This window comes from Acidimicrobiia bacterium (assembly GCA_040289475.1).
Lineage (GTDB): Bacteria > Actinomycetota > Acidimicrobiia > ATN3 > PSLF01 > PSLF01.
Genome location: PSLF01000004.1, coordinates 133,924 through 154,919 on the forward strand (window position 1 = coordinate 133,924; position 20,996 = coordinate 154,919).

Consider the following 20,996-nt stretch of genomic DNA (forward strand, 5'->3'; position numbering starts at 1 on the left):
TGACGCCCCGCTCACGGATGCCGCAGTGGAAATCGTCTTCATTGCCGATTTTGGAGGAGGTCCAGAACAACAAACGATTGCCGAGTCAATGCTCCGGTATGCCCGAACCACCTTCTTCTCACAGGTTAGGTCCCGCCGAAGTGTTCGTCCTCAACTCCAACCGTGTAGACGATGCTCAGACCAAATAGCTAGATGAGCGACTCCAGGTATCGAAGGCAAAAGTGCGAGTGGTCGTGTTTCACCACCCTGTTTTTTCGTGCGGACCTCATGGATCGACAAAGGAGATCCAAAGACTGTGGCTTCCAGTGCTGGAGTCTCACAGAGTAGAGCTCGTGGTCAGTGGCCACGATCACAACTACCAACGAATCGTAGAGCCGCTCGGCGAAAATGTAAGGCCGCGCGCCGTTACCTCTGCTGCTACAGTGATCGACTCTTACCGAGGAAAGATCAACTCGAGGCTACAATCATGAGTCGACTTGCCGCATGGAACTGGTGCCCCATTTGCAAGGAAAAGCTGAGACGTGCCATACCCGAAGGAGACGACAGAGAGCGCCTCTGCTGCACAGCGTGTGGCTTGATCATTTATGACAACCCTGCACCGTGTGCCTGTGCTGTAGTCGTAAGAGACGAAAAAGTGTTGCTTACTAGACGAGCTGTAGAGCCCGCTCTAGGCCTCTGGGACCTTCCGGGGGGTTACATAGAGATCGGGGAGACCCCTGAAGAGACCCTCAAAAGAGAGCTACTCGAAGAAACCGGTCTAGAAGTGCGAATCGCAGGATTCATCGGGTTTTTTGTTGATACTTACGGCGATGGGGGCTCAGACACCTTGAATATCTCCTACGAGTGCGCAGTCGTAGCAGGCCTCGAATCTCCTGGGTCTGACGTTGCAGAGCTTGGATGGTTCTTGCCAGACGCTCTACCGGCCCCCCACCAACTCGCGTTTCGCAATACCCGAGAAGCCTTGGAGCGCTGGCTGGCATCCCGTGGACAGCGCAGAGCTGCGCAGTCCAAGCAATAGGAGACAAGAAGAGATGGGGGCGATTAGGCGTTTTGCATTTGCGCTGGCGATTCTTGTGATACTGGCCTATGCAGACGTAATCGTGTTGGAGCACATCTACAAACCTATCTCGACGACTTACGCGATTCCTTGGGAAAGCTTTTCTGCCGGCCTTTCTTGGGCGCCGGAGGCGCTATGGTGGCACGTGGCTTTTGTACCCCTGTCAGCAGGGTTTTTTCTTTTGACCGGACTAGCTGCCAGAGACCTCAGGTTCTCGGTTGGAGGTTTCGTATTGTTCTTGACGGGGTGGGAGGACACGTTTTACTACATGCTGCTCAGACAATTCCCACCCTCCAGGCTCCCATGGCTGGACAATGCCTGGGGAATCGCCTGGACGAGGGTGTTTCAGCCTTCCCAAAGCGTGTCTCGGTGGGGGCTGTTCGCCGCAAATGCAGTAGGCCTCGCCTTGGCTTACTGGATCTTTTCGAGAGGAAGACACAATCCTGCCTCAAGAGCGAGAACTCGGCACTGAAGCACTTTACAAGCCGATAGCAGATACAACGTACAAGCAAGGTTGTCTGCACTCTACAGCCGAATCTAAGCCAGACTCGAGAGCTGTGCTTTCCCTCCTCGGGATAGCAGCGGTATGGGGATTGTCTTTTCCCGCAATGAAGGCGGCCCTCGAGTATGTCACTCCCTTCGAACTCTTAGCCATGCGCAATCTTTTGGGATTTCTGGCTCTTGCCGTGTTATGGGGGCCCAAGTTGTGTAAGAGAGCAAACAACCGGGATGCTTTCATAGACGCCTACACAATGCTAGCTGGGGTGGTCTTAGGAGCAGCGCTGGTGGCTGGCCTAGCACTTCAAGTCGTGGGATTGCAAACGACCACATCAGTAAAGGCCGGCTTCATCTCGGGACTGTATGTGATATTCACACCCTTTGTCGCAATCCCTGTATTGGATAGACAACCATCGCTGGCAGTCATCCTCTCTGCCATCGCCGCAACCGTGGGTCTCTTCTTACTTACAGTGGGGGACGTAAAAGGAATCTCTTCGGTGTCCCTTGGAGACGTGCTCAATGTGGGAGCTGCGGTTAGCTTCGCTGTTCACGTCGCACTAACAGGAAAATATGCTCCCCGGTGTGACTACAAGAGGCTCTGTCTCGTAGAGGCATTTGTAAAAGCCCTTGCTTTTTCACCTGCTCTTCTCCGCCTCGACCTTGAGATCGTTTTGGTTTCAAAGGTCGCAGTAGCTGTACTCGTCACAGGATTGGGGGCTACAGCTTTAGGCCTCGCAGTACAGACTTGGGCCCAGCGCAGGGTCTCCGCCCCCGCCACAGCTGTGATCTTCTCATCCGAACCAGCATTTGCGGGTCTTTTCGGCCTCCTATTATTGGGAGAATCCCTTAGCACAAGAGGACTTTTGGGTGCAGGCATCTTGCTGATAGCGATCGTCGTTGCAGCGCGACACTCTAGCGACGACACGCTCTCTGCGCCGGCTTAGCGTCTCTATATGTTCGGAGCGCTAACCTACAGCACTGGTGTGGGATTCCCGTATTTAGGATCCCGGATCTAGGTCTCGAGTTAGCTTTTCTTTGCGCGCTGCTATGTCTTCGACGAGTCTTTTCGCCATAGCCTCATCCGAGAGGGAGAACACACGGGCAGCTAAGTACGCCGCGTTCTCGGCTCCGGCTCCCCCAATAGCGAGAGTCCCCACTGGAACGCCAGCAGGCATCTGAACAATAGACAGCAACGAGTCGAGACCGCCCAGCGACTCGGTTTTCATGGGCACTCCAAAGACTGGAAGTCGGGTCTGAGAGGCTACCACCCCTGGTAGGTGAGCTGCCCCCCCAGCACCCGCAATAACAAGTCCAAAGCCGCGAGCCTCGAGCTCTTTTACGTACTCAGAGAGCAGATCGGGCATACGATGCGCCGAGATGACCTTGGCTTCGTACTCGATCCCTAATTTATCCAAAGTATCCGCAGCTCGCTTCATCGTGGGCCAATCGCTCTTCGAGCCCATAAGGATCGCTACCTTGTTAGTTGCCATCGTCTATCTCATCTCCTACCCGGTTCTACTACTTTCAGTCCTCGCCCTGAGCCTTGGTGTAGCCGAGTTCACCGTCGATGCTCAGAAGTTTCTGAATTTTCACCCACTCGAACTCCGAACTCACGGCTCGAATCAAAGCGGAAATAGATTCGTCCGAAAGCGATTGCTTATCGGAGCCAGCTGCCGTGAAACGACACTGCCAGAGGTCGACCATATCCAAGTTCGCACCGGTTGGAGGGTAGACTTGCGTCCCCCTCGACGAGATCATCCACAGTTCGAAACCGGTTCCCTCAGCCAGTTCTTGGAGCTTCTCGCCTATCTCCTGGGGGGTCTTGAATGACTCGATGAAAATATCGACCCCCGCAATTCTCACTTCTGTAGCGCGTACGTAATCTGGTCTGGGGTCGACAGGGGGAATCTCAATTCTCTTGTAACTCCTAGGCTTCCAAGAGCTTGGATGGGCACCAAGGTTCGAGATAATTGCCTTTGTGAACTCTGTGGTCTTCACCCCTTTCTCGTCACCCAAGACATCTCTTGTTGCTATACCGTCTTCCAAGGTCTTGGCAAGAGCGTTCTCGATCAATGTTGCTGCATCGAACTCGTCTATATACCGCAACATCATGGTCGCACTAAGCAACACAGCGGACGGATTGATCACGTTCTTCCCAGCGTATTTAGGAGCGGAGCCGTGGACCGCCTCGAAGATAGCGAAATCGTTTCCTAGATTGGCCGAGGGAGCAAATCCAAGACCACCAACAAGGGCGGAGGTGAGATCCGAGAGGATGTCCCCGTTCATGTTGGTGGTTACTATGACATCGAACTGCTCAGGCCGGCGCACAAGCTGGTGAGCGCAATTGTCGACGATGATGTGCCAGGACTCAATGTCAGGATACTCTTTGGCCACTTCCTCGAAAGTGCGTTTGAGCATCCCTTCGGTGAGCTTCAGGATGTTGGATTTAGTGGCGCATGCCACACTTTTTCGCCCCTCTGCCCTAGCCAGCTCGAACGCAAGCCGCGTTACTTTCTCACATCCCTTTCGGGTTACGAGTTTGAGCGCCTCAGCTACTCCTGGAGTATCCATAAACTCGATGGCCGCGTAAAGATCCTCGATGTTCTCTCGTACTACTACCAGGTCGATTCCTCGACCGGTATAGGGAGTTCTGACCCCCGGCAGCTCGCGCACCGGACGAACATTTGCAAACGTCTCAAAAAGTTTGCGTAGTGTGACATTGGCCGATTTTTCGCCGAAGCCTACAGGGGTCTCAAGCGGTCCTTTTAAAACGACTCGCGTTTTTTTGACCGACTCAACGGTCTCCGGAAGGACACCTGAGGGATGCCCCATCTGGAACACCTTTGCTCCGGCGAGTCTCTCTTCCCATGCAACCGCCGCTCCCGAAGCCTCGACAATTTGCCTAACTGCGTCGATAATTTCGGGACCGGTCCCATCTCCGGGTATCAAGGTGACCAGTTTTTTGCCGTCCGCAGTCTTGTAATATCGAGGGCTGTGACTCATATTCGATCCTCCGATCGCCGAAGTCATAAAAAGTTGCCGGCCCGATTGTCGTATCCACGATAATTTCCTGGCAAACCACGGCTCTTTGTTTCTAAGTGTGGACGGCTCGCACGTTCTAGACCGAAGAGGGAGCAGACAGCGCTTGACGGGGGTTTTCAAGAGACTGACCGAACCTCTCGAACATCTGGAGACTCAAAAGATCCGGAAAATTTCTTCGACCGTAAAAGGGGCAAAGCCCATCGCCGAGCTTGAACCACGTAAAAGAACCAAGGTTGCTGGGCTGGTTCAGAACATGAGAATAGACCCAAAAAACCACACAGGAACATTGGACGTCACCCGCAACGACGGCACCGGACTCGTCAAAGCTAGATGGTCCGGAAGACTTCGAATCCCAGGGATCGATGTCGGACGCTATATATCGGTCGAGGGAACTCCTATCATCGGCGAACAAGAAGAGCTGGTTTTCCTGAATCCGTTCTACGAGTTGGTCCCCTCCGAATAGCGCTCTTCCCTCATCCCGTCTTTCCGTCAGCACCACCCCTTCGTCCCGAAAGCACCTCCTCGAGTAAGCCTTCTGTTTCGGGAGGTGCGAAGGCTACAACTTCATCTCCATCCAATAGGGGTATGTCGGCGCGCGGCTCTAAAACATGATGGCTTCTTATAACGCCCACAATGGCACATCCACCGGGCAACTCAAGCTCGGAGATGCGCCGCCCTACGGCTGGGGAATTCGATGTGAGGGTGAAACTAACAAAAGGCACCTTTCCGCGCTCCAAAGTGAGCAATCGAACAATGTCGCCGACAGCGACAGCCTCTTCAACCAGCGAAGCAAGCATGTGTGGGGGGCTTACAGCTATATCCACGCCCCACATGTCGTTGAAAAGCCAGAGGTTCTTGGGATGGTTGACTCTCGCAAGAACCCTCGATATTCCGAACTCCTGCTTCGCAAGCAAGGAAATAACCAGGTTGTCCTCGTCATCGCCGGTAGCCGCTATCATAACGTCGCACTTGTCAAGCTCTGAATCTGCCAGATCCTGAGGCTCACACGCGTCCGCTCTTATCCAAAAGCATTTGATCTCAGAGCGGTAATGGTCTACCACCTGGGGGTCTTGCTCGATCAAGATAACTTGGTGACCTCGTTGCGTTAGATCGGCTGCAATGTATCGCCCTACTTTTCCGGCACCTGCTACAGCTACCTTCATTTGGTCACCCCTCGCCTTTCCTCTGCTCTCGCAGATGCGTAGCTAGAATTCACGATCTCTAAATATAGTCGAGCTCCAAGACAGCGATGACCAGCTCACCATCAGATTCCATCCCTGGGAGGCTCCAAAGCTTCTGTCAACTCGCTTCTATACTCTCTTAGCACAGCAATGTGCAAGAGATCGTTCTCTTGCATGAGCGTTCGCTCATCGGGAAAGAAAGTCCTTCCTCCTCGAGTGACCGCGAACACACTCCACTTCGATGGTTCCGAGATAACTTTTAGCGATTCTCCAATGAGATGTCGGGGGGCGGGCAGAGTTATAACGACCCCACCTCCCGATCCCATCGTCCACTCGTCAGAGGCTTCAGTCGGGAGGATGCGAGCCATGATCTGATCGGTCGTCCAGGCAACCGTTGCCACGGTCGAGATTCCCAACCTCTCGTAGATAGTGGCTCTTCTTGGATCGTAGATTCGGGCAACAACTCTAGGAACTTTGTAGAATTCGCTAGCTACCCTAGCCGAGACGATATTGGAGTTGTCGCCGTTGGTGACGGCGACAAATATGTCGGCTTCTTTGATTCCTGCTTCGTCAAGAACGTCCTGGTCGAAAGCACGCCCCAATATGAAGCGCGCTTTGGAGCCCTTGTGCAGTCGTTCCCGAGCCCGGGGATTCTTGTCGATTATAGCTACGGTGTGGCCAAGTTCCTCGAGCCTGTCGGCTAATTCGGCGCCCACTCGTCCACAACCAACAATCACAACGTGCATCTTTTCCGCCTTGTCGTGTCCACCCCAAAGGATTGTTATACCCCAACACTCATGCCTTGCTAGCTATCTTTGGCGATGTAGGTAGGGCTTCGCTGTAGCAGAACGCCACTATATAGACACCTTGGAGCAAACGCCACATTGCGATTGTCGTAGCTGTTTTGGCAGGTACTTGCAGACCCCTCGATCTCGTGGGCAACTAGGTCACCAGTTAGCTCCGGCGTTAGATGATCCTCTTGTGGCCATTTCTGTGAGAAATTCTTGGATAGTTCGGGATACGTCGGCCTCGACGTACCTGGCCGCCCTGAAGATGCACCATGTTCCAAAGCCGACCACCGTCACTGTGTTCAAGAACAAAGACCATCGCAAACTTTCCGCGTCATCGAGGCCCCGAGATTGCAGGAAATCGGAAGTCCACCCTATAAGAATAGGAGCGACTGCTGCACCGCAGACGGCGAGCGCCAGTCCAAACACCGCAAATGACTGGCTTCGAACCCTCGGAGGAGAGCAGGCCGCAACGACCGCAATCAATCCGGGTAACCCGTATGAGGCCACAAAGGCCCCCACCGACATAGCCACGATGACAGCCACTGGATTCGTCACGGCAAAGGCTACGGGCCAGACTAAAGCCAGCACCGCCACTCCGCTAGCCCCAAACACTGTAAGGTGTCTGAATCCTTTCTTGAGTTCTCTGTCCGCCCGCGGCGATCCTAGCCAAGTGCCTATAAAAGATGCGACTCCGAGCACTCCTAAAACATAAGAGGCCTGTCTCGGAGCGTAACCGTAGCGGCGCTCGAAGAGCGCGGGAAGCCAGAAGAGGACCCCCACAAGAGCAAAACCGACCGTCGCATTGGCGGCAATGAGAAGCACAAGTGTTTTGCGACCGCGAATCGTAGACAGGCTCGCAAAAAATCCCTTCTTGTCTTCTGGCTCTCGTAAAAACGCCGCTAGAAGCGGGTTTTGCTTGGAAACCTGCTCGAGATCGGACTCGCCCCTCCTTGGTTCCCGTAGAGTGAGCGCGTATAACCCGAAGATCAAGCCTGGTAATGCAGCCGCTACGAACGCCCACCGCCATCCGAAAGACGAAACAACTATTCCTCCCAGCACCGCGCCGAGCATCTGCCCGGCGGGATTGGCAGACCGGTGGTAGCCCAAAACTCTTCCACGAACATTGATCGGGTAATAGTCGCTCAGCAAGCTGAGATGGGTCGGTCCGATCGTTCCCTGGCCCGCCCCCAGTAGAACCCTTGTTGCAAAAAGCTGAACAAAGTTACGCGAGGCAGCAGCAAGCAGCCCTGCGCTCCCCCAGGCAATTGCTCCGATGGTGATGATGTACTTGCGTATCCACCGGTCAGCCCAGGTTCCTGCTGGAACACCTATGACTCCAGCCAGCAACACAAACGCGAAGGGAAGCAAGGCTACGACGGTGTCGCTGGCCTCGAACTCTTTGCGGATGCTCTCCATAGCCACTGCCAAGACTGAACGATCGAACTCGTCTACAGCGTTGAGGATAAACAGCAACGTTATCGGCTTTATCCCGTAGTCTCGGATCTTTCCCCAACCGACCTCGAGTCCTGCAGTCTCCGCTGCCCCCTCGGTCTCGATTCTCAGGTGAGTCCGGGAAGCTTCTTCGACAAGCTCTGCGATCCTTTCGCTAGACTCCGCTCTGCTAGCTGAAGGCTTCTCGACCACCTCTCTCTCCGGTATCTTGAAGAAAGTAAGGTGAGTTATCAGCGCATCTCACATCCGAAGAGCGAACCCCTCGTTTGATGTTGATGACCGAGATCCTACACTGTGAGGCGCGCGAAAGTGGCTTTCTGGCGGACACCCGAGGGCCGCAGTGGTCTCGATTGTCTTCGGGATAGTAGGGGATAGGTTTGGGGCGATAATCCTCACAGTTGCACGGACATGGGAGTTCGCCAAGTTGGCACAAACAATCGTGCAGGTGCTATCGGTGCAGTGTATTCCTCGCCACGCGAGGCTTTGCGCTAGAGCTGGAGTGGCCGAGCCCGGGTACTTACCAGGGATTCATTAGGGTCGTGAATGGGTGGCAGCTGGCGATGACGATAGTAAGGGTCGAGGTAGCCGAGCAGACCGCCCCCTACCCAAGAGGCGAAACAACTTCCCAAGAGGAGCTGCTTCCAATGTCCTTGGTGGGAAGAAACATCCTTTCAGACCACAAGCAGTAGGCTGGCACCACCCTGGCTAGAGCCCGCAGCGCACGTTGGCCTCACTGCGCTCGCTGCGGCGGGGCTTACACTGGTAATAGTCACACCTCGACGAATGTCGCAAGAGAGGTTTGTTCAGAGAGTGAAAAGGGGCTTGGCCAGCTGTGGGCTTCGCGTCACTGCTATTGGCATCACTGCCTTACTGGTGGCAACAGCGTGTTCCAAATCCCTACCTCCGCCGGAGATAGTGAGCGCACCTCCAGATAATTCCTCGGCACCTGAGCAGACCGGAATTTCAGATATCTTATCCCAGTCAATGCCTGCTGAAGATCCTCACCTCCTGATACGCGCGCGATTTCCCACAGCACTAGCCGTCTCACCCTCAAGGCAGCTTTTCTTTGCTGAGCGTGAAGGCCGAATTTGGAAAGTCGATTTATCCGGAGGCAAAAAAGACAAGGAACCTCCGGTCCATCTGATAGAAGAGATCGCGGTTTCCACAGAGGGCGAACGAGGCCTTTTAGGCTTGGCTCTCGACCCCGACTTCGTACAGCACCCATACCTTTACGTCTTCGCTTCGCCAGCATCCAACAAGGAGATCTCGACTGTACACCGCATAGAGCTCAAAGATGACCAGGTCGTAAAAGACGAAGTAATCATAGAGCTCCCAGCCGGTAGGGCGTGCTGCCACAAAGGCGGGCGACTCGCCTTCGGACCCGACGGCAAGCTCTATGTGACAGTCGGAGATGGGCTGGCCCCGTCAGCCTCCCCCGACATTAACGATCTGCGAGGAAAGATTCTCCGTTACGAACCCGATGGTTCCATACCAAGAGATGGGGCGTTCGGCCCGCAAACACCAGTGTGGGCAACTGGGTTGCGCAACTCGTTCGGCCTTGTCTTTTCCAGCTCGGGGGAGGCATATGCTACCGACAACGGACCATCTGGTAGCGACGGACCTCACTGCTGTGACGAGGTAAACAGGGTACGGCCGGGCGAGCATTACGGTTGGCCTAACTCGTATGGATCTAGATATCGAGAGGGCACTCCCCCGATATGGCACTCCGGAGAGGAAGTTGTCGTGCCAACGGGGATAACTGTAGTCTCGTCATCACGCTTCGGAGCCCTAAACGGTGCCGTGGCCTTCTGCTCCTTTGCCCTAAGACAGATGTTCGTCATCGACGAAGCCGGGCGGAAGTGGACGGAAGGCCTGTCCGAACCTGGGCGGGGCCCATCCGGATGCGCTCTCGATATAGTCCAAGGACCAGATGCGAGGCTATATTTCGCCGACACCGACGCTATCTACGCTTGGGGATAGCAGGTTTTATCGAGAAGTTTGTCTTCCCTTGATTAAGGGGCCCGAGGCCCTGCGAGAAATCCTTCACTGTTCACTCTCGAACGGCCGATTTCCATAAGTGTCTACGTGAGTTACCGCCGTAACGGGTTTCCTCGTGGTTGGACCATAGCGTCCTTTTGGCCAGCCCATAGGAATCAGACATATCGGCTCCACAGACAACGGTAGGCGCAGCAGCCGCTTGATGGCCCACTTGTTCCACAGTGGCAACGTCACGACGCCCGCACCCAGACCCACAGCTCGGGCGCCAAGCAATAAGTTCTGCACCGCTGGGTAGATAGATCCGTAGTAGGTCGAGTACGCCACAGATGGCTGGGGAAGAATGAAAGGAAGCCGCCACCCCCTGAGGCAAGCCACAACTACAACGGGCACCTCCTCAAAGTGATCGATCTGGTACTGGACTGCTTTCATAATTTTGATAGTCCGCTCATCGCGGCGGACACGCCGCCCCACCGATCCGTAGACGCGCCATGCTTTTCCGTACAGATCTTGGAGAGCCCGTTTTTTCTTATGATCCTTGACCAAAACGAACTCCCAATTCTGGGCATTTGACCCAGTGGGCGCTTTGGTAGCCAGCTCGATCAAGCGTAGCAATATCCGATCGTCGACAGGGTCCGGCAACAAGCGTCGGATTGATCGCTGGGTCTCTATGACCTGAACAAAAGGCCGAGATAGTCCCTCGACAGCTAACTCGTAAGTTTTTGATCCCTCTGACATCCTCATTCCTCATTGACAGACACAAAGGCAGATTTCTGGACATGAAACAGTAAAAAGCGTTTGGAAACCGGGCCTTTTGTAGACCCTTCCAAAATTTGCATTATCCGAGAGCAAATTCCTAAGTTCCGAGATAGGCCAGTGCTCAGTAGGACTTGGGAAGACCAAGCGAGTGCTGGGCCACGAAGTTGAGGATCATTTCCCGGCTGACGGGCGCTGTTCTCATCAATCTCGCCATAGGCCACAAGTCACCGACTCCATACTCTACGGTCAACCCGTTACCGCCGAGAACTTGCATAGCTTGATCAATACAACCGATAGCCGCCTCAGCAGCAGAAAACTTGGCCATATTCGCTGCTTCACCTGCAGGAAGCCCTCTGTCGAATAGCCACGCCGCCTTGCGGGTCATTAGCGCCGCTAACTCTAGTTGAATCTTTTTCTCGGCGAGCGGGTGAGCTAGGCCCTGATGCGCGCCGATGGGAACACCCCACACCGCCCTCTCTCTTGCGTAGCGACACGCACGCTCGAGCGCATAGCGCCCAAGTCCTATAGCCATCGCAGCAGAGGTAATCCTCTCCGGGTTCAGCCCATGAAAGACAGCCTTCAGCCCTTGATTTTCATGGCCAATTAGGCGCTCGGAACCGACGACTACATCGTCGAAGTGGAGTAGCCACTGCTTCTCGGGCGCGGGGATCACCGTCTCGATGAGGCTTTTCTCCAAACCCTCGGCGTCTGCGTCGACAACCATCAGCGACAATGCAGCCCTTCCTTGATCGTCGGTTCCCGTCCTAGTCACTACCAAAATCCACTCAGCTTCATCAGCGCCAGAGATGAAGGTTTTCGTTCCCCGTATTACATAGCAATCTCCATCTCGTCTGGCGGTCGTGGCAATCTTGTGAGAGTTAGATCCCGCGTCCGGTTCTGTAATCGCAAAAGCCATGACGGCTTCGCCTGAAGCGAGCTTAGGAAGGAAGAAACTTTTCTGATCTTCGGTACCGAAAGCAGAGATAACAGTAGCTCCGATTGCTTGGGAGACAACTAGCAACAAGAGGGGTACTCCTGCCGCCGCTGTTTCCTCGCACAAAATGCACAGCTCGGTAATTCCGCCACCAGCCCCTCCGTAAGCCTCATCCACGTTGAGGCCAATGAACCCCCGATCACCGAGCATCCGCCAAAGTTCGGTCGACTTCTCTCCCTTGGCGACACGCTCTTGAAACCATGCCCGGCCATAATCCTTGCAGATCCGAGCGATGGCCTCCCGAATCAAACTGTGTTCTTCTGGCTCCTGAAAGTCCGTGTCAACCTCCCAAGTCGTGACCGGTTCGTCAAAGATGAGGCTCGCTATATCCTAGGGCACCTAAGTGGTAGCTTTACCAAACTGGCTTGCTGCTTCGATACCGGACCTAATTGCACCCTCGATACTCGGAGAACTAGTCCAGTCCCCGGCGAAGACCACTGGGGGCGCCTGTTTCCAAGAAGCCAGGTTTTTTAAATGCCCGAGGCCGAACACGGGCATCGCCTCGGGCCATCTAACGACTTCCACCGAATAGCAGCAATCGATGCCAAAGAGCTCGGGGTCAATAGCAGCACCTCGCTCCCACAAAAGTTTTTCTACCTTCTCATCTGGCTCGTCGAGTAGATCCGCGGCTAACCGCCCTACGGCACTGACCACTGCTGCCGAGTGGCCCCGGGGTACCGGACCGAACAGCCATTCTCCGCCACTTCGAGACACCGAGACTTGCTCGTCGGCGAGGCCCGCCGGGTAAACATCCGCTCTACGTGCGGATCCGATCCTTACGCCATACACGCGAACGCACGGCGCGTACCTGACGCTGTAGGCCCACGGCGGTAGTTCGATTCCGTCAAGAATCTCTTTCACTCGTGTTATTGGAGCGGCCACAACACATCCGTCAAAGCACATCGCAGTTCCAGAATCGAACACTAATTCGACCCCACTTCGCTCTCGGGCTACTATCCGTCGCACAGGCTTCGCAACCTCTACTTCTAAGTGAGTTGCCACCCTCTTCCAGAGAGAGTCCATTCCATGAGCGAGTGAGTAGAACCTACCCGAGAAATAATCCCTGGCAAGGACCCGAACCGCAGCTGCAGACAGCTGTGAGAGAGTAAAACAGGCCGTGGCCGCCATCGGCTCAAAGATCGCAGACACAGCATATTCACCGATGCACTCGACTATGTGGCTCTCTGCACGTACTTCGTCTAAGTGTAGGTTTCCTGCTCCGGGATAGAGGTGCTCTCGCACCCTCAGTCCGGCTAACCAGGCAGCGAGTCTTATTCGCTCCCGCAACGGCAACTTATGGCCCGAAGTACCCGATTGAAACGCAAATCCTCCGGCTATCTTGAGGAGAGTACCGCTCCGAGAGATATGAACATGATTTCTCACATCCACAGGAGTCAGCTCGTCAGCTATTCCTACAGAGGAACAAAAACCCAGGGTTTCTCGGTGAGTATTGGATATCCAGCCCGCACCCGAGTCGAAGTGATGGCCTGGGCCTAAGTGGATGGTCTTTGTCCTGCCCCCAACCGTGTCGTCTGACTCAAAGACAACAGGGTGGTGACCCGAGAGCTTTAAAAGATACGCGGCCGTCAGCCCTGCGGGCCCGGCACCTACGACTCCTACGTTCATTCCTCTCCGCTATCCGGCCCCACTCGGCGAGCATGATCCAGCCTTTAGCTGGAACAATCGCAGGTGCTGTTATAACTCCAGCTTCCGAATCTCCTATCGACATACACGGGTTCACAATGAAGTCTCAGCTCCCGAGATTCGAGACCTCAGGAAAATCCCATGGCCAGGCCTCTTCGAAGGCAGCGGCGAAACGCAAGATCAGATCTTCCCGAAACCTTGGCGCGATCACCTGAAGCCCGACCGGAAGCCCCATGGACGTCTTTCCACACGGAACAGAAGCTGCGGGATGTCCTGTGTAGTTGAACGGGTATGTTCTGATAAAACCAGTGGGACCCACTGGCTGGCCTGCTATCTGGATCGGGTGCGGCCCCTCCGCAGAAAAAGGCGGCGTGGCCGTGACGACACAGAAGAGCAACTTGTCTTCATCGAGAAGCTCGTCAAGCTCTTTTACAAATGCGTAGCGCTTAGCTAGAGCCAACTGATAGGTTTGCGTGGCAACCGCCCTCCCGACCTGTAGCGACATCAAAAACATCGGGTCGTACAGATCCGCCTTTTCGTCTATTGACTTTCCCTGATTGAAAGCACTGTCAGCGGTGGACAACGAGAGAGCATAGTTCGCCGGATCCTCAGAAAACACGCGGTCAATCTCTTGGAGTTTCACACCGATCTGATCCAGTCTGTCGAGGGCAGCTCTTACGACCGTCTCTACTTCAGGCTCTATCGGCCCCCATCCCAAATTCAGACATACATATCCAAATGCTCCTTTATAAGGCTCATCGAGCGCTTTTCTGTACGAGCCTAAAGGTGGTGGTATAGCAAAGGGATCGCCAGGGGCTGGGCCAGCGGTGACGTCTAGTAGGAGCGCTGCATCTTTTACATGCTTTGTGAGTGGACCGTGGCAAGCCAGGAATTGCCAACCGTCAGCGATGTTGTGACCTACCCGTCCCAAGTTTGGCTTAATACCAAAGAGACCAGAAAAGGCAGCGGGAATCCGTATAGATCCGAGCCCATCCGAGGCCGTAGCAATTGGCACCATCCTGGCAGCAACGGCCACAGCCGAGCCCCCAGACGAACCCCCAGGTGTGAGCTGTGGATTCCACGGGTTGCGAGCCGGCCCAAAAGCTGGAGGGCTTGTGTATCCGCTCCAGCCAAACTCGGGCGTGTTCGTTTTGCCAACGACAATGGCTCCTGCCTTTTTTAGTAGGGCCACCTCCCAGTCATCCTCTTTTTGAGGGGGGTCTTCTAGATGCAGCTTGCTACCGAAGCTAGTTCTAAATCCGGCAGCATGTTGAAGATCCTTTACGCCCAATGGAAGTCCAGCGAGGGGACCCGGGTCCTCTCCAGCTACAATACGAGCTTCGAGAGCACGGGCATTCTCCATCGCCAACTCACCATTTACTTGTACGAAAGCATTGAGTTCCGGGCCCAGAGTTTCGATCCGCCGCAGTGCCTCGTCGACTAAATCGACTGGAGACAGCTCCTTGCTGCGAACTCTGGCGGCTACTTCTTCAATAGGCTCGGTGCTGAATGCCATTTTTGGTTTCCTCCTCTTCGCCCTCTCCCTTTACTCACACCCGCTTTCGCTCCGATGATGATACGGGTCACGCTTGCCCTAGGGCTGAAGCGATCCGCTCGGAGGCCAGCCACGCCATAGCGACAATCGTGTGCTGGGGGTTCACGCCCATATTGGTGGGAAGAACGCTAGCATCTGCGACGTACAGCCTCTCTATCTCCCAGGTCTCGAAAGCAGGATTTACAGCGGAGTACTTGGGTGAAGCACCCATCCTGCACGAACTCATGTAGTGGGTCATGACGAGACTCATCCTCCTGGCATCGAGGGCCTCGGGGGTTATGCAGCTAAGCTCGTCCGGTGAGGTGATCCTTTCCGGGAGACCCCAAACTCCGGGCATGACATACTCCGCCCCCTCCTCTAGCATCATGAGGGCAGCGGTCTTGATGCCGTTGGCGTAGATCTCAAGGTCTTGCGGCGAGATCGAGTACTGTATAGGACTGCGCAAACCGTTGGCAGGGACGATCCTTCCCTCGGCGTGCGAGCGCACTAAAACCGCCCACAAGGCAGCATGCTCCAAGTTCGCGATCTCTTGAACCAAAGCCCGCCCTATCCCGGGTATCCTCACCGCCAAGAGCTCTGGGGGAAGAGCTAAGGTCTCAAGCTTGAAGCGAGCAGATCTGGGAGGTACAGCCTGAAAACCTTGGGTAGCTCCTTCCCACATCCTAATCTTTTGCTGATAGAATCCCAAGACTCCAACGCCAGGATGGCCTTGGAAATGTCGACCTATCTCGGGCATTCGAAGCCCGCTGCGCATGAGGATGAGCGGCGTCTGGACTGCAGAAGCGGCCACAACGACCCCCTTGCGCGCTAAGATTCTGAATTGATCTCCCTTTCCATGGTCATACACGCTGGACGGCACAGTGTGTCCCTCGACCCCTACTGCACGGCCTCGATCTAATACCACCCGCTCGACCCGGTGCCGTGGAAACACCTCTGCACCCGCCTGCTGTGCCTGTGGGACGTAAGTCACGGCCATGCTCTGTTTTCTGCGTCCTTGGCATCCTTGAAGACATAGCCCTGACGCCTCGCAATCCTTGACGTTGCGGACAGTAGGTTCTGGCCTAAGTCCGACCTTTGAACAAGCAGATTTCATTAGACGATCAGATTCGGAGTACGCCGACTCGGGAGTGGGAGCTATCGAGAGATCTTTCTCAATTGCCTCGAACGCTCGGTCTAGCCGATCCTGGCGGAGTGTGTCAGCAAGGCCAAACTCTCGTCGCCAGTGATCTAGAACATCCTCGGGAGTCCGCCAGCAAATCGCAGAGTTGATAACCGTTGTTCCCCCCACACATCGACCTTGCAAAACCGGGATAATAGCCCTTCCCTCTGCGTAGGTTGCGCCGAAATCCCGGAATGTCCGCTTCATAGCCCGCCAGAGGTTTGAGTCGAAATCGTCGTCTTCTACCCATGACCCCTCTTCTACGAGTGCGACCTCAAAGCCAGCAATCGCCAGGTTCCTAGCGCAGGTCGCCCCTCCTGCTCCTGATCCGACTACGACAATGTCGGCCGCATGAGACGCGCTTGTGGCCGAACTCACCTGGCAACCTCCTCTGAGCCACTCGAGTACCCACCTAAGTGAATTGGCGAAACATTTCGGTTTTTCACATAACCTATTCGTTGTCTTACCTCGGGGAAGCCCAAGAACCCCAGCGAAGCAACTGCCTTGAGCATGAGAGCAATGTAACGGAGATAGTAAACGCGAGAGTTGTAGAAGCGCAGTAGAAGGCGTTCTCGCATCTCGACGGGAAGTCGTGGGAAAGACCATCCTGTAGTCAATACTGCGCTAACATCGAGAAGCCAAAACAACGCTCTTAGGCCATAGCGAAGCCTCGGTGGATATGCGGCGAGCACGTCGAGAAGGAATGCGCGCATATCGACGTCGGCCGCACCGATCCCTAGAGGAGATCCCTCGAAACTAGGGAAAATAGCTTCGAAAGCGGCCAAGGCGACTCGTTCTTCGTGAGGAAGCAAAAGAGAAGACATCGACCGCTCCAGGTCAATCTCGGTCGCATCCGGTAGCGGAGACACTGTCGAATCTGGCTGTAAGCGTACAAAAACCAATCCCCGCGACACGAATTTCGCAGCTCGCGGGAGTGAGTCGAAGGTTTGGAGGTCAAATGCGCATAACAGATCTCGAAGTGTGGACATGTCGTTTTCCGCTTCCCGCTCCATTTTCCCCGTCATGGACTCCGGGTCTAACCTCCCGGGACAATGGAGTGGCGATTTTCGTAGTCAAGACAGACGAGGGCATTGACGGCGTAGCTGCCTCGCTAAGCGTGGGAAGGGAGTGGGCAGGTCTCGCATATCTCTTCAAGGCCTACCTTTTGGGACGTGATCCGCTAAAGATCGAAGATCTCGTAGGGATATTGCGCAACTCGACCCGTGTGCTGGGTTTCAGAGCAGGCTTTTTGGATGTCGCCCTCTGGGACATCCTCGGCAAAAAAGCAGGACTGCCGCTTTACAAGATTTTTGGTGGAGCAAAAGATGAACTCGAAGCCTATGCATCTTTCGGGGAACTTCGTGAGCCGGCCCAGTGGAAAGAGGCTATCGCGGCAGCGAAGGAGGCGGGTTTTCGCGCCGTCAAAATTCGGATAAGACACGAGACGATCGCCGAAGACGTGGCATGCGTCGAAGCCGCTCGAGAGGCAGCAGGCTCTCGAATGAAACTGATGGTCGATGCCAACCAAGGATGGCGTATTGACGGCTTTGCTCCGTCTCCCCGATGGGATCTAGCGCGCGCCAAAAAGACTGTACGAGCCCTAGAGGATCTAAACATCCATTGGCTGGAGGAGCCTCTCGACCAGTACGACCTGAACGGCTATCGAGCGCTGAGACAGGCATCGTCAGTGCCGATCGCTGGAGGCGAGATGCTCTCTGATCTCGGCCCCTTCGAGATGATGCTAGATGGAGGAGCTTATGATTACGTCCAGCCGGATACGACGTTTTGCGGGGGCATCTCGATAGCCCGAAAAGTTTCCGCGCTTGCAGAGGCCAAAGGCGTGGGTTACGCACCGCACACCTGGACCAACGGAATAGGCCTCGCGGCTAACATGCATGTATTAGCCGCAGCTCCCACCGGTTCGCTCCTGGAGTTTCCTTGGAACCCTCCAGGGTGGATACCCTCCTCCCGTGACGCAATGTTGAAACAACCCTTTGAGATACGGTCAGACGGCAAGGTCTCTCTACCGAAAGCCCCGGGATTGGGAGTCGACCTCGATTTCGAGGCGATCCAGGCACACGGTGAGAGGCTCGCATGACACCCGCACCTAAGCGAGCTTCCGCAATCGTAACGGGCGCTGCTCGCGGCATAGGATTTGCTATCGCCCAGCAGCTCGTTCGCAACAGCATCGCAGTAGCAATCTTTGACCGGGATGGAAACGGAGCTCGCATGGCCGCCAAACAGCTTGGGTCTAGAGACGTTCCGACTCTTTCCGTAGAGATCGACCTGACCGACACCCACTCAATTCCTGCAGCGGTCGACCATGTCCGGGAGGCCTGGGGATCCATAGAGGTGCTCGTCAACAACGCAGGTTGGGACGAAATAAGACCATTTTTGCAGACCACTCCAGAATTCTGGGACCGCGTGTTGAAGATCAACTTGGTTGCCGTCATGGGAATGTGCAAAGCTGTGGCTCCTCTGATGATCGAGCACGGCTATGGGCGAATCGTCAACATCGCCTCCGATGCAGCCCGTGTCGGATCTACAGGTGAAGTTCCGTATTCTGGGGCAAAAGCGGGAGTCGTTGGTTTCTCCAAGGCGCTCGCCAGGGAGCTAGCTCGCCACGGCATAACTGTGAACGTCGTATGTCCGGGACCTTGCGAGACCCCACTCCTCGACGAAATGACGGCCAAGAGTGACCAGGCATCCAATGTACTTCGGGCAATTTCCAAGTCGATCCCAATGGGACGGTTGGCTAGACCAGAAGACGTCGCTTACGCGGTAGGATTTTTTGCATCAGAAGAGGCGGGATACATAACTGGGCAGGTTCTATCGGTAAGTGGCGGACTTACGATGGCCGGATAAATGCTTTCTACACGCACAAGCGTGAACGGGGAGACACGACGGCGTTTTCTCAGATCTGAGTCATCACGCTACTCCTCTGTTTTCGTAAGTGCGGCAGCTGCATGTGTGGTGGTAATACTAGCCGCGGCTATTGCCTTAGTTATGAAGCGCCCAAGCGGCGAATGGTTACCCGACACAGGGACAGCCCCGGATGGCACACCCACGTTCTATACCGCGATATCGGGTACTGCCGAACCCGCCTCATTGGGAGCCATTCCGAACCGCTCCGGTGACGGAGGGCCTTTGCACTCCAATTCTTCTACGCTGTGGCTCGGCTCCTCTCCCGAAGGGAACATGGACGACTCGATAGCTTTACTGCAAGAGCAGCCAGAGCCGGACACGGAATCGCCTTATACAGGTTTTTCGATGCTGCCCTGCACGAACAATCGCTTAGTAATCGTGGTGTCGTCTGCGGGGATTTCAGAAAAGGATCGCTCGGGAACGGTTTTTCTCAATGTCTTCGTGGACTGGAACCGCGACGGACGCTTTGCTGGCGGGGACAGATGCGGAAGAGAATGGGCTGTAGAGAATCTGCCAATTCCCGCTTCCGATCTCAAAGAGGGTCCAACTGCATTCCCACTCGATCTTCCAGCTGGGGAACAGACACTCGAATTTTGGATCCGTATATCTGTCACCCTGAACGAACCGGCCTTAGGTGAAAAGCCAATCCATCCCTACAAAACAGGTGAAACCGAGGACATTCTCTTCAGCGCATTAGGTGACAGCTCCACACATTCCTCACCTAAGGGATGCACCGGATCGCTTCCAATAGCTTCTCTCGGTGGTTCGACCATGTGGATCGATATGAGCCGCGTCAACCTGGATAGAGAGACAACAGCAGCCAAACGGAGCGAGGTATCCGCAAATTTTGTCGGCGAAGTATCTTCCAGCATAGCCGCTTTTGTCGATCTTCCTTCAGACACGGCACTACTGACGCTACCCGAAGTTGACAGCGTCCGCTATGGCGAAGCACTTGTGGGAGGGAGCAGGTGTAGGTTCCTGGCATTACCACGCTTCGTCCCCAAACGCGCTCCGCTTGCTGAACAACTGGAGTCTTCGAAGCTCGAACTCGGTAACGTGGGCCAGTATGCGCGATCTCCGGACCATGTTGCATACTGCCTCAACCAGTACGTGTACGCGGGCACCGCTACGCTTATACCGATCCATATGCTGGCCGCAGAAGAAACAATATTGAGGCGCCATCTCGAAGATAGCGGTACGCGTTCCCCTATGATGAGTCGCACTTCAATCTACGTGAGCGAGTCGGGGTCTTCTCTTTCGCCAACCTTAGGCCCTGGCCCTTCTAATCCGAACACCCGAGTACTCGCACTTGCGGCATACACAGACGCCTCCGGCGTTGTTCGGGCGATTCAAATGAGAGTGCCCTCCCAACTGCAAGGCAAACAGTACGCCGTTCGACTGTCCCCCACTCCCCTTGACGGAATATCTATTTCCTGTTCTCTTTCGGTCATACAGCTTCCAAACCCACAATCCTTAGAGCCGTACTCATCACCAACCCAGGAAGAAGCCTCGGTTCCCCGAATCGCAGGGGACTACATCGTGGCCTTTGCCAAAAAATCTGACTCCTGTGGAATGTTCGACCTTCGCTTTGTCGAGACAGTCCGAATTCGTCAATATGGAGAGCGAATTGAAATCCAACGAGCCGCCGGAAACCTCTCCAGCGGTCAGATCACCCCTCCCACGACTTTCAAAGCAACCGGTTCTGGTAAAGACAAAGCTGGTACCGCTTACATTGAGTCGTACTCCGTCAGACTTGTTGAACGCGGATTCGCTGGTTCATACGAACTCCACCAGGGCGCATGCCGCGCCTCCTTTGACATAGATGCAGTAGCTCGCTGAAAACCCGCCTAACCCGAACCAAGTCCACTTCGCAAGATTCCAACGGATTCCTCTCGGAAGAGAACACCTCCTCTCCCTAGCCCCTCGTTGCGTCTTGGACATGCC

Annotated in this window: 20 protein-coding genes; 10 read left to right on the forward strand and 10 right to left on the reverse strand. The window is 55.0% G+C overall.

The window, feature by feature from the left end; all coding sequences use genetic code 11:
- Positions 1-221 precede the first annotated feature (221 nt).
- From C4318_03675 to C4318_03690, 4 genes are all read left to right on the forward strand, one after another.
- Complete coding sequence (locus C4318_03675; GenBank protein MER3454240.1) at positions 222-470, forward strand: hypothetical protein; 249 nt, start codon at positions 222-224, stop codon at positions 468-470.
- Positions 467-1,018 (forward strand): NUDIX hydrolase, encoded by a 552-nt coding sequence (locus C4318_03680; GenBank protein MER3454241.1) that lies wholly within the window; start codon positions 467-469, stop codon positions 1,016-1,018. The genes C4318_03675 and C4318_03680 overlap by 4 nt, the downstream gene beginning before the upstream one ends.
- Before the next feature lie 13 nt (positions 1,019-1,031).
- Positions 1,032-1,529 (forward strand): hypothetical protein, encoded by a 498-nt coding sequence (locus C4318_03685; protein ID MER3454242.1) that lies wholly within the window; start codon positions 1,032-1,034, stop codon positions 1,527-1,529.
- 85 nt (positions 1,530-1,614) lie between these two features.
- Positions 1,615-2,499, forward strand: a complete 885-nt coding sequence (locus C4318_03690) for a hypothetical protein (protein MER3454243.1) — start codon at positions 1,615-1,617, stop codon at positions 2,497-2,499.
- A 54-nt stretch (positions 2,500-2,553) separates the two neighbouring features.
- Here C4318_03690 and purE read toward each other — a convergent pair whose 3' ends face one another.
- Both purE and C4318_03700 read right to left on the reverse strand, forming a co-directional pair.
- Positions 2,554-3,045, reverse strand: a complete 492-nt coding sequence (gene purE / locus C4318_03695; GenBank protein ID MER3454244.1) for a 5-(carboxyamino)imidazole ribonucleotide mutase — start codon at positions 3,043-3,045, stop codon at positions 2,554-2,556.
- A 34-nt stretch (positions 3,046-3,079) separates the two neighbouring features.
- Positions 3,080-4,558 carry an NADP-dependent isocitrate dehydrogenase gene (locus C4318_03700; protein ID MER3454245.1) on the reverse strand — a complete coding sequence of 493 codons (1,479 nt, stop codon included), beginning with the start codon at positions 4,556-4,558 and terminating at the stop codon, positions 3,080-3,082.
- A 142-nt stretch (positions 4,559-4,700) separates the two neighbouring features.
- On the opposite strand from C4318_03700, the gene C4318_03705 reads away from it, so the two are divergent.
- Positions 4,701-5,060 (forward strand): hypothetical protein, encoded by a 360-nt coding sequence (locus C4318_03705; protein ID MER3454246.1) that lies wholly within the window; start codon positions 4,701-4,703, stop codon positions 5,058-5,060.
- A 10-nt stretch (positions 5,061-5,070) separates the two neighbouring features.
- Here C4318_03705 and C4318_03710 read toward each other — a convergent pair whose 3' ends face one another.
- From C4318_03710 to C4318_03720, 3 genes are all read right to left on the reverse strand, one after another.
- Positions 5,071-5,760 carry a potassium transporter TrkA gene (locus tag C4318_03710; protein ID MER3454247.1) on the reverse strand — a complete coding sequence of 230 codons (690 nt, stop codon included), beginning with the start codon at positions 5,758-5,760 and terminating at the stop codon, positions 5,071-5,073.
- A gap of 101 nt (positions 5,761-5,861) precedes the next feature.
- Entirely contained in the window at positions 5,862-6,524 is a 663-nt protein-coding gene (locus C4318_03715) for a potassium transporter TrkA (protein ID MER3454248.1), read from the reverse strand.
- 201 nt (positions 6,525-6,725) lie between these two features.
- Positions 6,726-8,255: a hypothetical protein gene (locus C4318_03720; protein ID MER3454249.1), complete on the reverse strand. Its 1,530-nt coding sequence runs from the start codon at positions 8,253-8,255 to the stop codon at positions 6,726-6,728.
- 106 nt (positions 8,256-8,361) lie between these two features.
- Between C4318_03720 and C4318_03725 the strand changes: the two genes are divergently transcribed.
- Positions 8,362-8,556, forward strand: coding sequence for a hypothetical protein (locus tag C4318_03725; protein MER3454250.1), 195 nt, complete (start codon positions 8,362-8,364; stop codon positions 8,554-8,556).
- 248 nt (positions 8,557-8,804) lie between these two features.
- The gene (locus C4318_03730; protein MER3454251.1) at positions 8,805-10,001 is read left to right on the forward strand and encodes a hypothetical protein; all 1,197 of its coding nucleotides are present in this window, start codon (positions 8,805-8,807) and stop codon (positions 9,999-10,001) included.
- 63 nt (positions 10,002-10,064) lie between these two features.
- On the opposite strand, the gene C4318_03735 is transcribed toward C4318_03730, so the two are convergent.
- The 5 genes from C4318_03735 to C4318_03755 all read right to left on the reverse strand — a co-directional run bounded on the left by C4318_03735 (position 10,065) and on the right by C4318_03755 (position 16,733).
- A complete protein-coding gene (locus tag C4318_03735; protein MER3454252.1) occupies positions 10,065-10,754 on the reverse strand; it encodes a nitroreductase in 690 nt (229 codons plus the stop codon).
- A 142-nt stretch (positions 10,755-10,896) separates the two neighbouring features.
- Positions 10,897-12,084 carry an acyl-CoA dehydrogenase gene (locus tag C4318_03740; protein ID MER3454253.1) on the reverse strand — a complete coding sequence of 396 codons (1,188 nt, stop codon included), beginning with the start codon at positions 12,082-12,084 and terminating at the stop codon, positions 10,897-10,899.
- 24 nt (positions 12,085-12,108) lie between these two features.
- A complete protein-coding gene (locus C4318_03745) occupies positions 12,109-13,395 on the reverse strand; it encodes a hypothetical protein (protein MER3454254.1) in 1,287 nt (428 codons plus the stop codon).
- A 124-nt stretch (positions 13,396-13,519) separates the two neighbouring features.
- Positions 13,520-14,929, reverse strand: coding sequence for an amidase (locus tag C4318_03750; GenBank protein ID MER3454255.1), 1,410 nt, complete (start codon positions 14,927-14,929; stop codon positions 13,520-13,522).
- 67 nt (positions 14,930-14,996) lie between these two features.
- Positions 14,997-16,733 carry a hypothetical protein gene (locus C4318_03755; protein MER3454256.1) on the reverse strand — a complete coding sequence of 579 codons (1,737 nt, stop codon included), beginning with the start codon at positions 16,731-16,733 and terminating at the stop codon, positions 14,997-14,999.
- Between the two features lie 352 nt (positions 16,734-17,085).
- Here C4318_03755 and C4318_03760 point away from each other — a divergent pair, with 352 nt between their 5' ends.
- From C4318_03760 to C4318_03770, 3 genes are all read left to right on the forward strand, one after another.
- A complete protein-coding gene (locus C4318_03760; GenBank protein MER3454257.1) occupies positions 17,086-18,225 on the forward strand; it encodes an isomerase in 1,140 nt (379 codons plus the stop codon).
- Entirely contained in the window at positions 18,222-18,992 is a 771-nt protein-coding gene (locus C4318_03765) for a 2-hydroxycyclohexanecarboxyl-CoA dehydrogenase (GenBank protein ID MER3454258.1), read from the forward strand. Before C4318_03760 ends, C4318_03765 begins: the two co-directional genes overlap by 4 nt.
- Positions 18,993-19,325: 333 nt before the next feature.
- Positions 19,326-20,891: a hypothetical protein gene (locus tag C4318_03770; protein MER3454259.1), complete on the forward strand. Its 1,566-nt coding sequence runs from the start codon at positions 19,326-19,328 to the stop codon at positions 20,889-20,891.
- The last annotated feature ends 105 nt before the right edge of the window (positions 20,892-20,996 follow it).

Excerpts from the sequence above, each read along its gene's own strand:
- C4318_03680 (MER3454241.1), top strand. The coding sequence starts at position 467 with ATGAGTCGACTTGCCGCATGGAACTGGTGCCCCATTTGCAAGGAAAAG.
- C4318_03685 (MER3454242.1), top strand. The coding sequence starts at position 1,032 with ATGGGGGCGATTAGGCGTTTTGCATTTGCGCTGGCGATTCTTGTGATA.
- purE (MER3454244.1), bottom strand. The coding sequence starts at position 3,045 with ATGGCAACTAACAAGGTAGCGATCCTTATGGGCTCGAAGAGCGATTGG.
- C4318_03700 (MER3454245.1), bottom strand. The coding sequence starts at position 4,558 with ATGAGTCACAGCCCTCGATATTACAAGACTGCGGACGGCAAAAAACTG.
- C4318_03710 (MER3454247.1), bottom strand. The coding sequence starts at position 5,760 with ATGAAGGTAGCTGTAGCAGGTGCCGGAAAAGTAGGGCGATACATTGCA.
- C4318_03715 (MER3454248.1), bottom strand. The coding sequence starts at position 6,524 with ATGCACGTTGTGATTGTTGGTTGTGGACGAGTGGGCGCCGAATTAGCC.
- C4318_03730 (MER3454251.1), top strand. The coding sequence starts at position 8,805 with ATGTCGCAAGAGAGGTTTGTTCAGAGAGTGAAAAGGGGCTTGGCCAGC.
- C4318_03735 (MER3454252.1), bottom strand. The coding sequence starts at position 10,754 with ATGTCAGAGGGATCAAAAACTTACGAGTTAGCTGTCGAGGGACTATCT.
- C4318_03745 (MER3454254.1), bottom strand. The coding sequence starts at position 13,395 with ATGAACGTAGGAGTCGTAGGTGCCGGGCCCGCAGGGCTGACGGCCGCG.
- C4318_03750 (MER3454255.1), bottom strand. The coding sequence starts at position 14,929 with ATGGCATTCAGCACCGAGCCTATTGAAGAAGTAGCCGCCAGAGTTCGC.
- C4318_03755 (MER3454256.1), bottom strand. The coding sequence starts at position 16,733 with ATGGTCTTTCCCACGACTTCCCGTCGAGATGCGAGAACGCCTTCTACT.
- C4318_03760 (MER3454257.1), top strand. The coding sequence starts at position 17,086 with ATGCGCATAACAGATCTCGAAGTGTGGACATGTCGTTTTCCGCTTCCC.
- C4318_03765 (MER3454258.1), top strand. The coding sequence starts at position 18,222 with ATGACACCCGCACCTAAGCGAGCTTCCGCAATCGTAACGGGCGCTGCT.
- C4318_03770 (MER3454259.1), top strand. The coding sequence starts at position 19,326 with ATGGACGACTCGATAGCTTTACTGCAAGAGCAGCCAGAGCCGGACACG.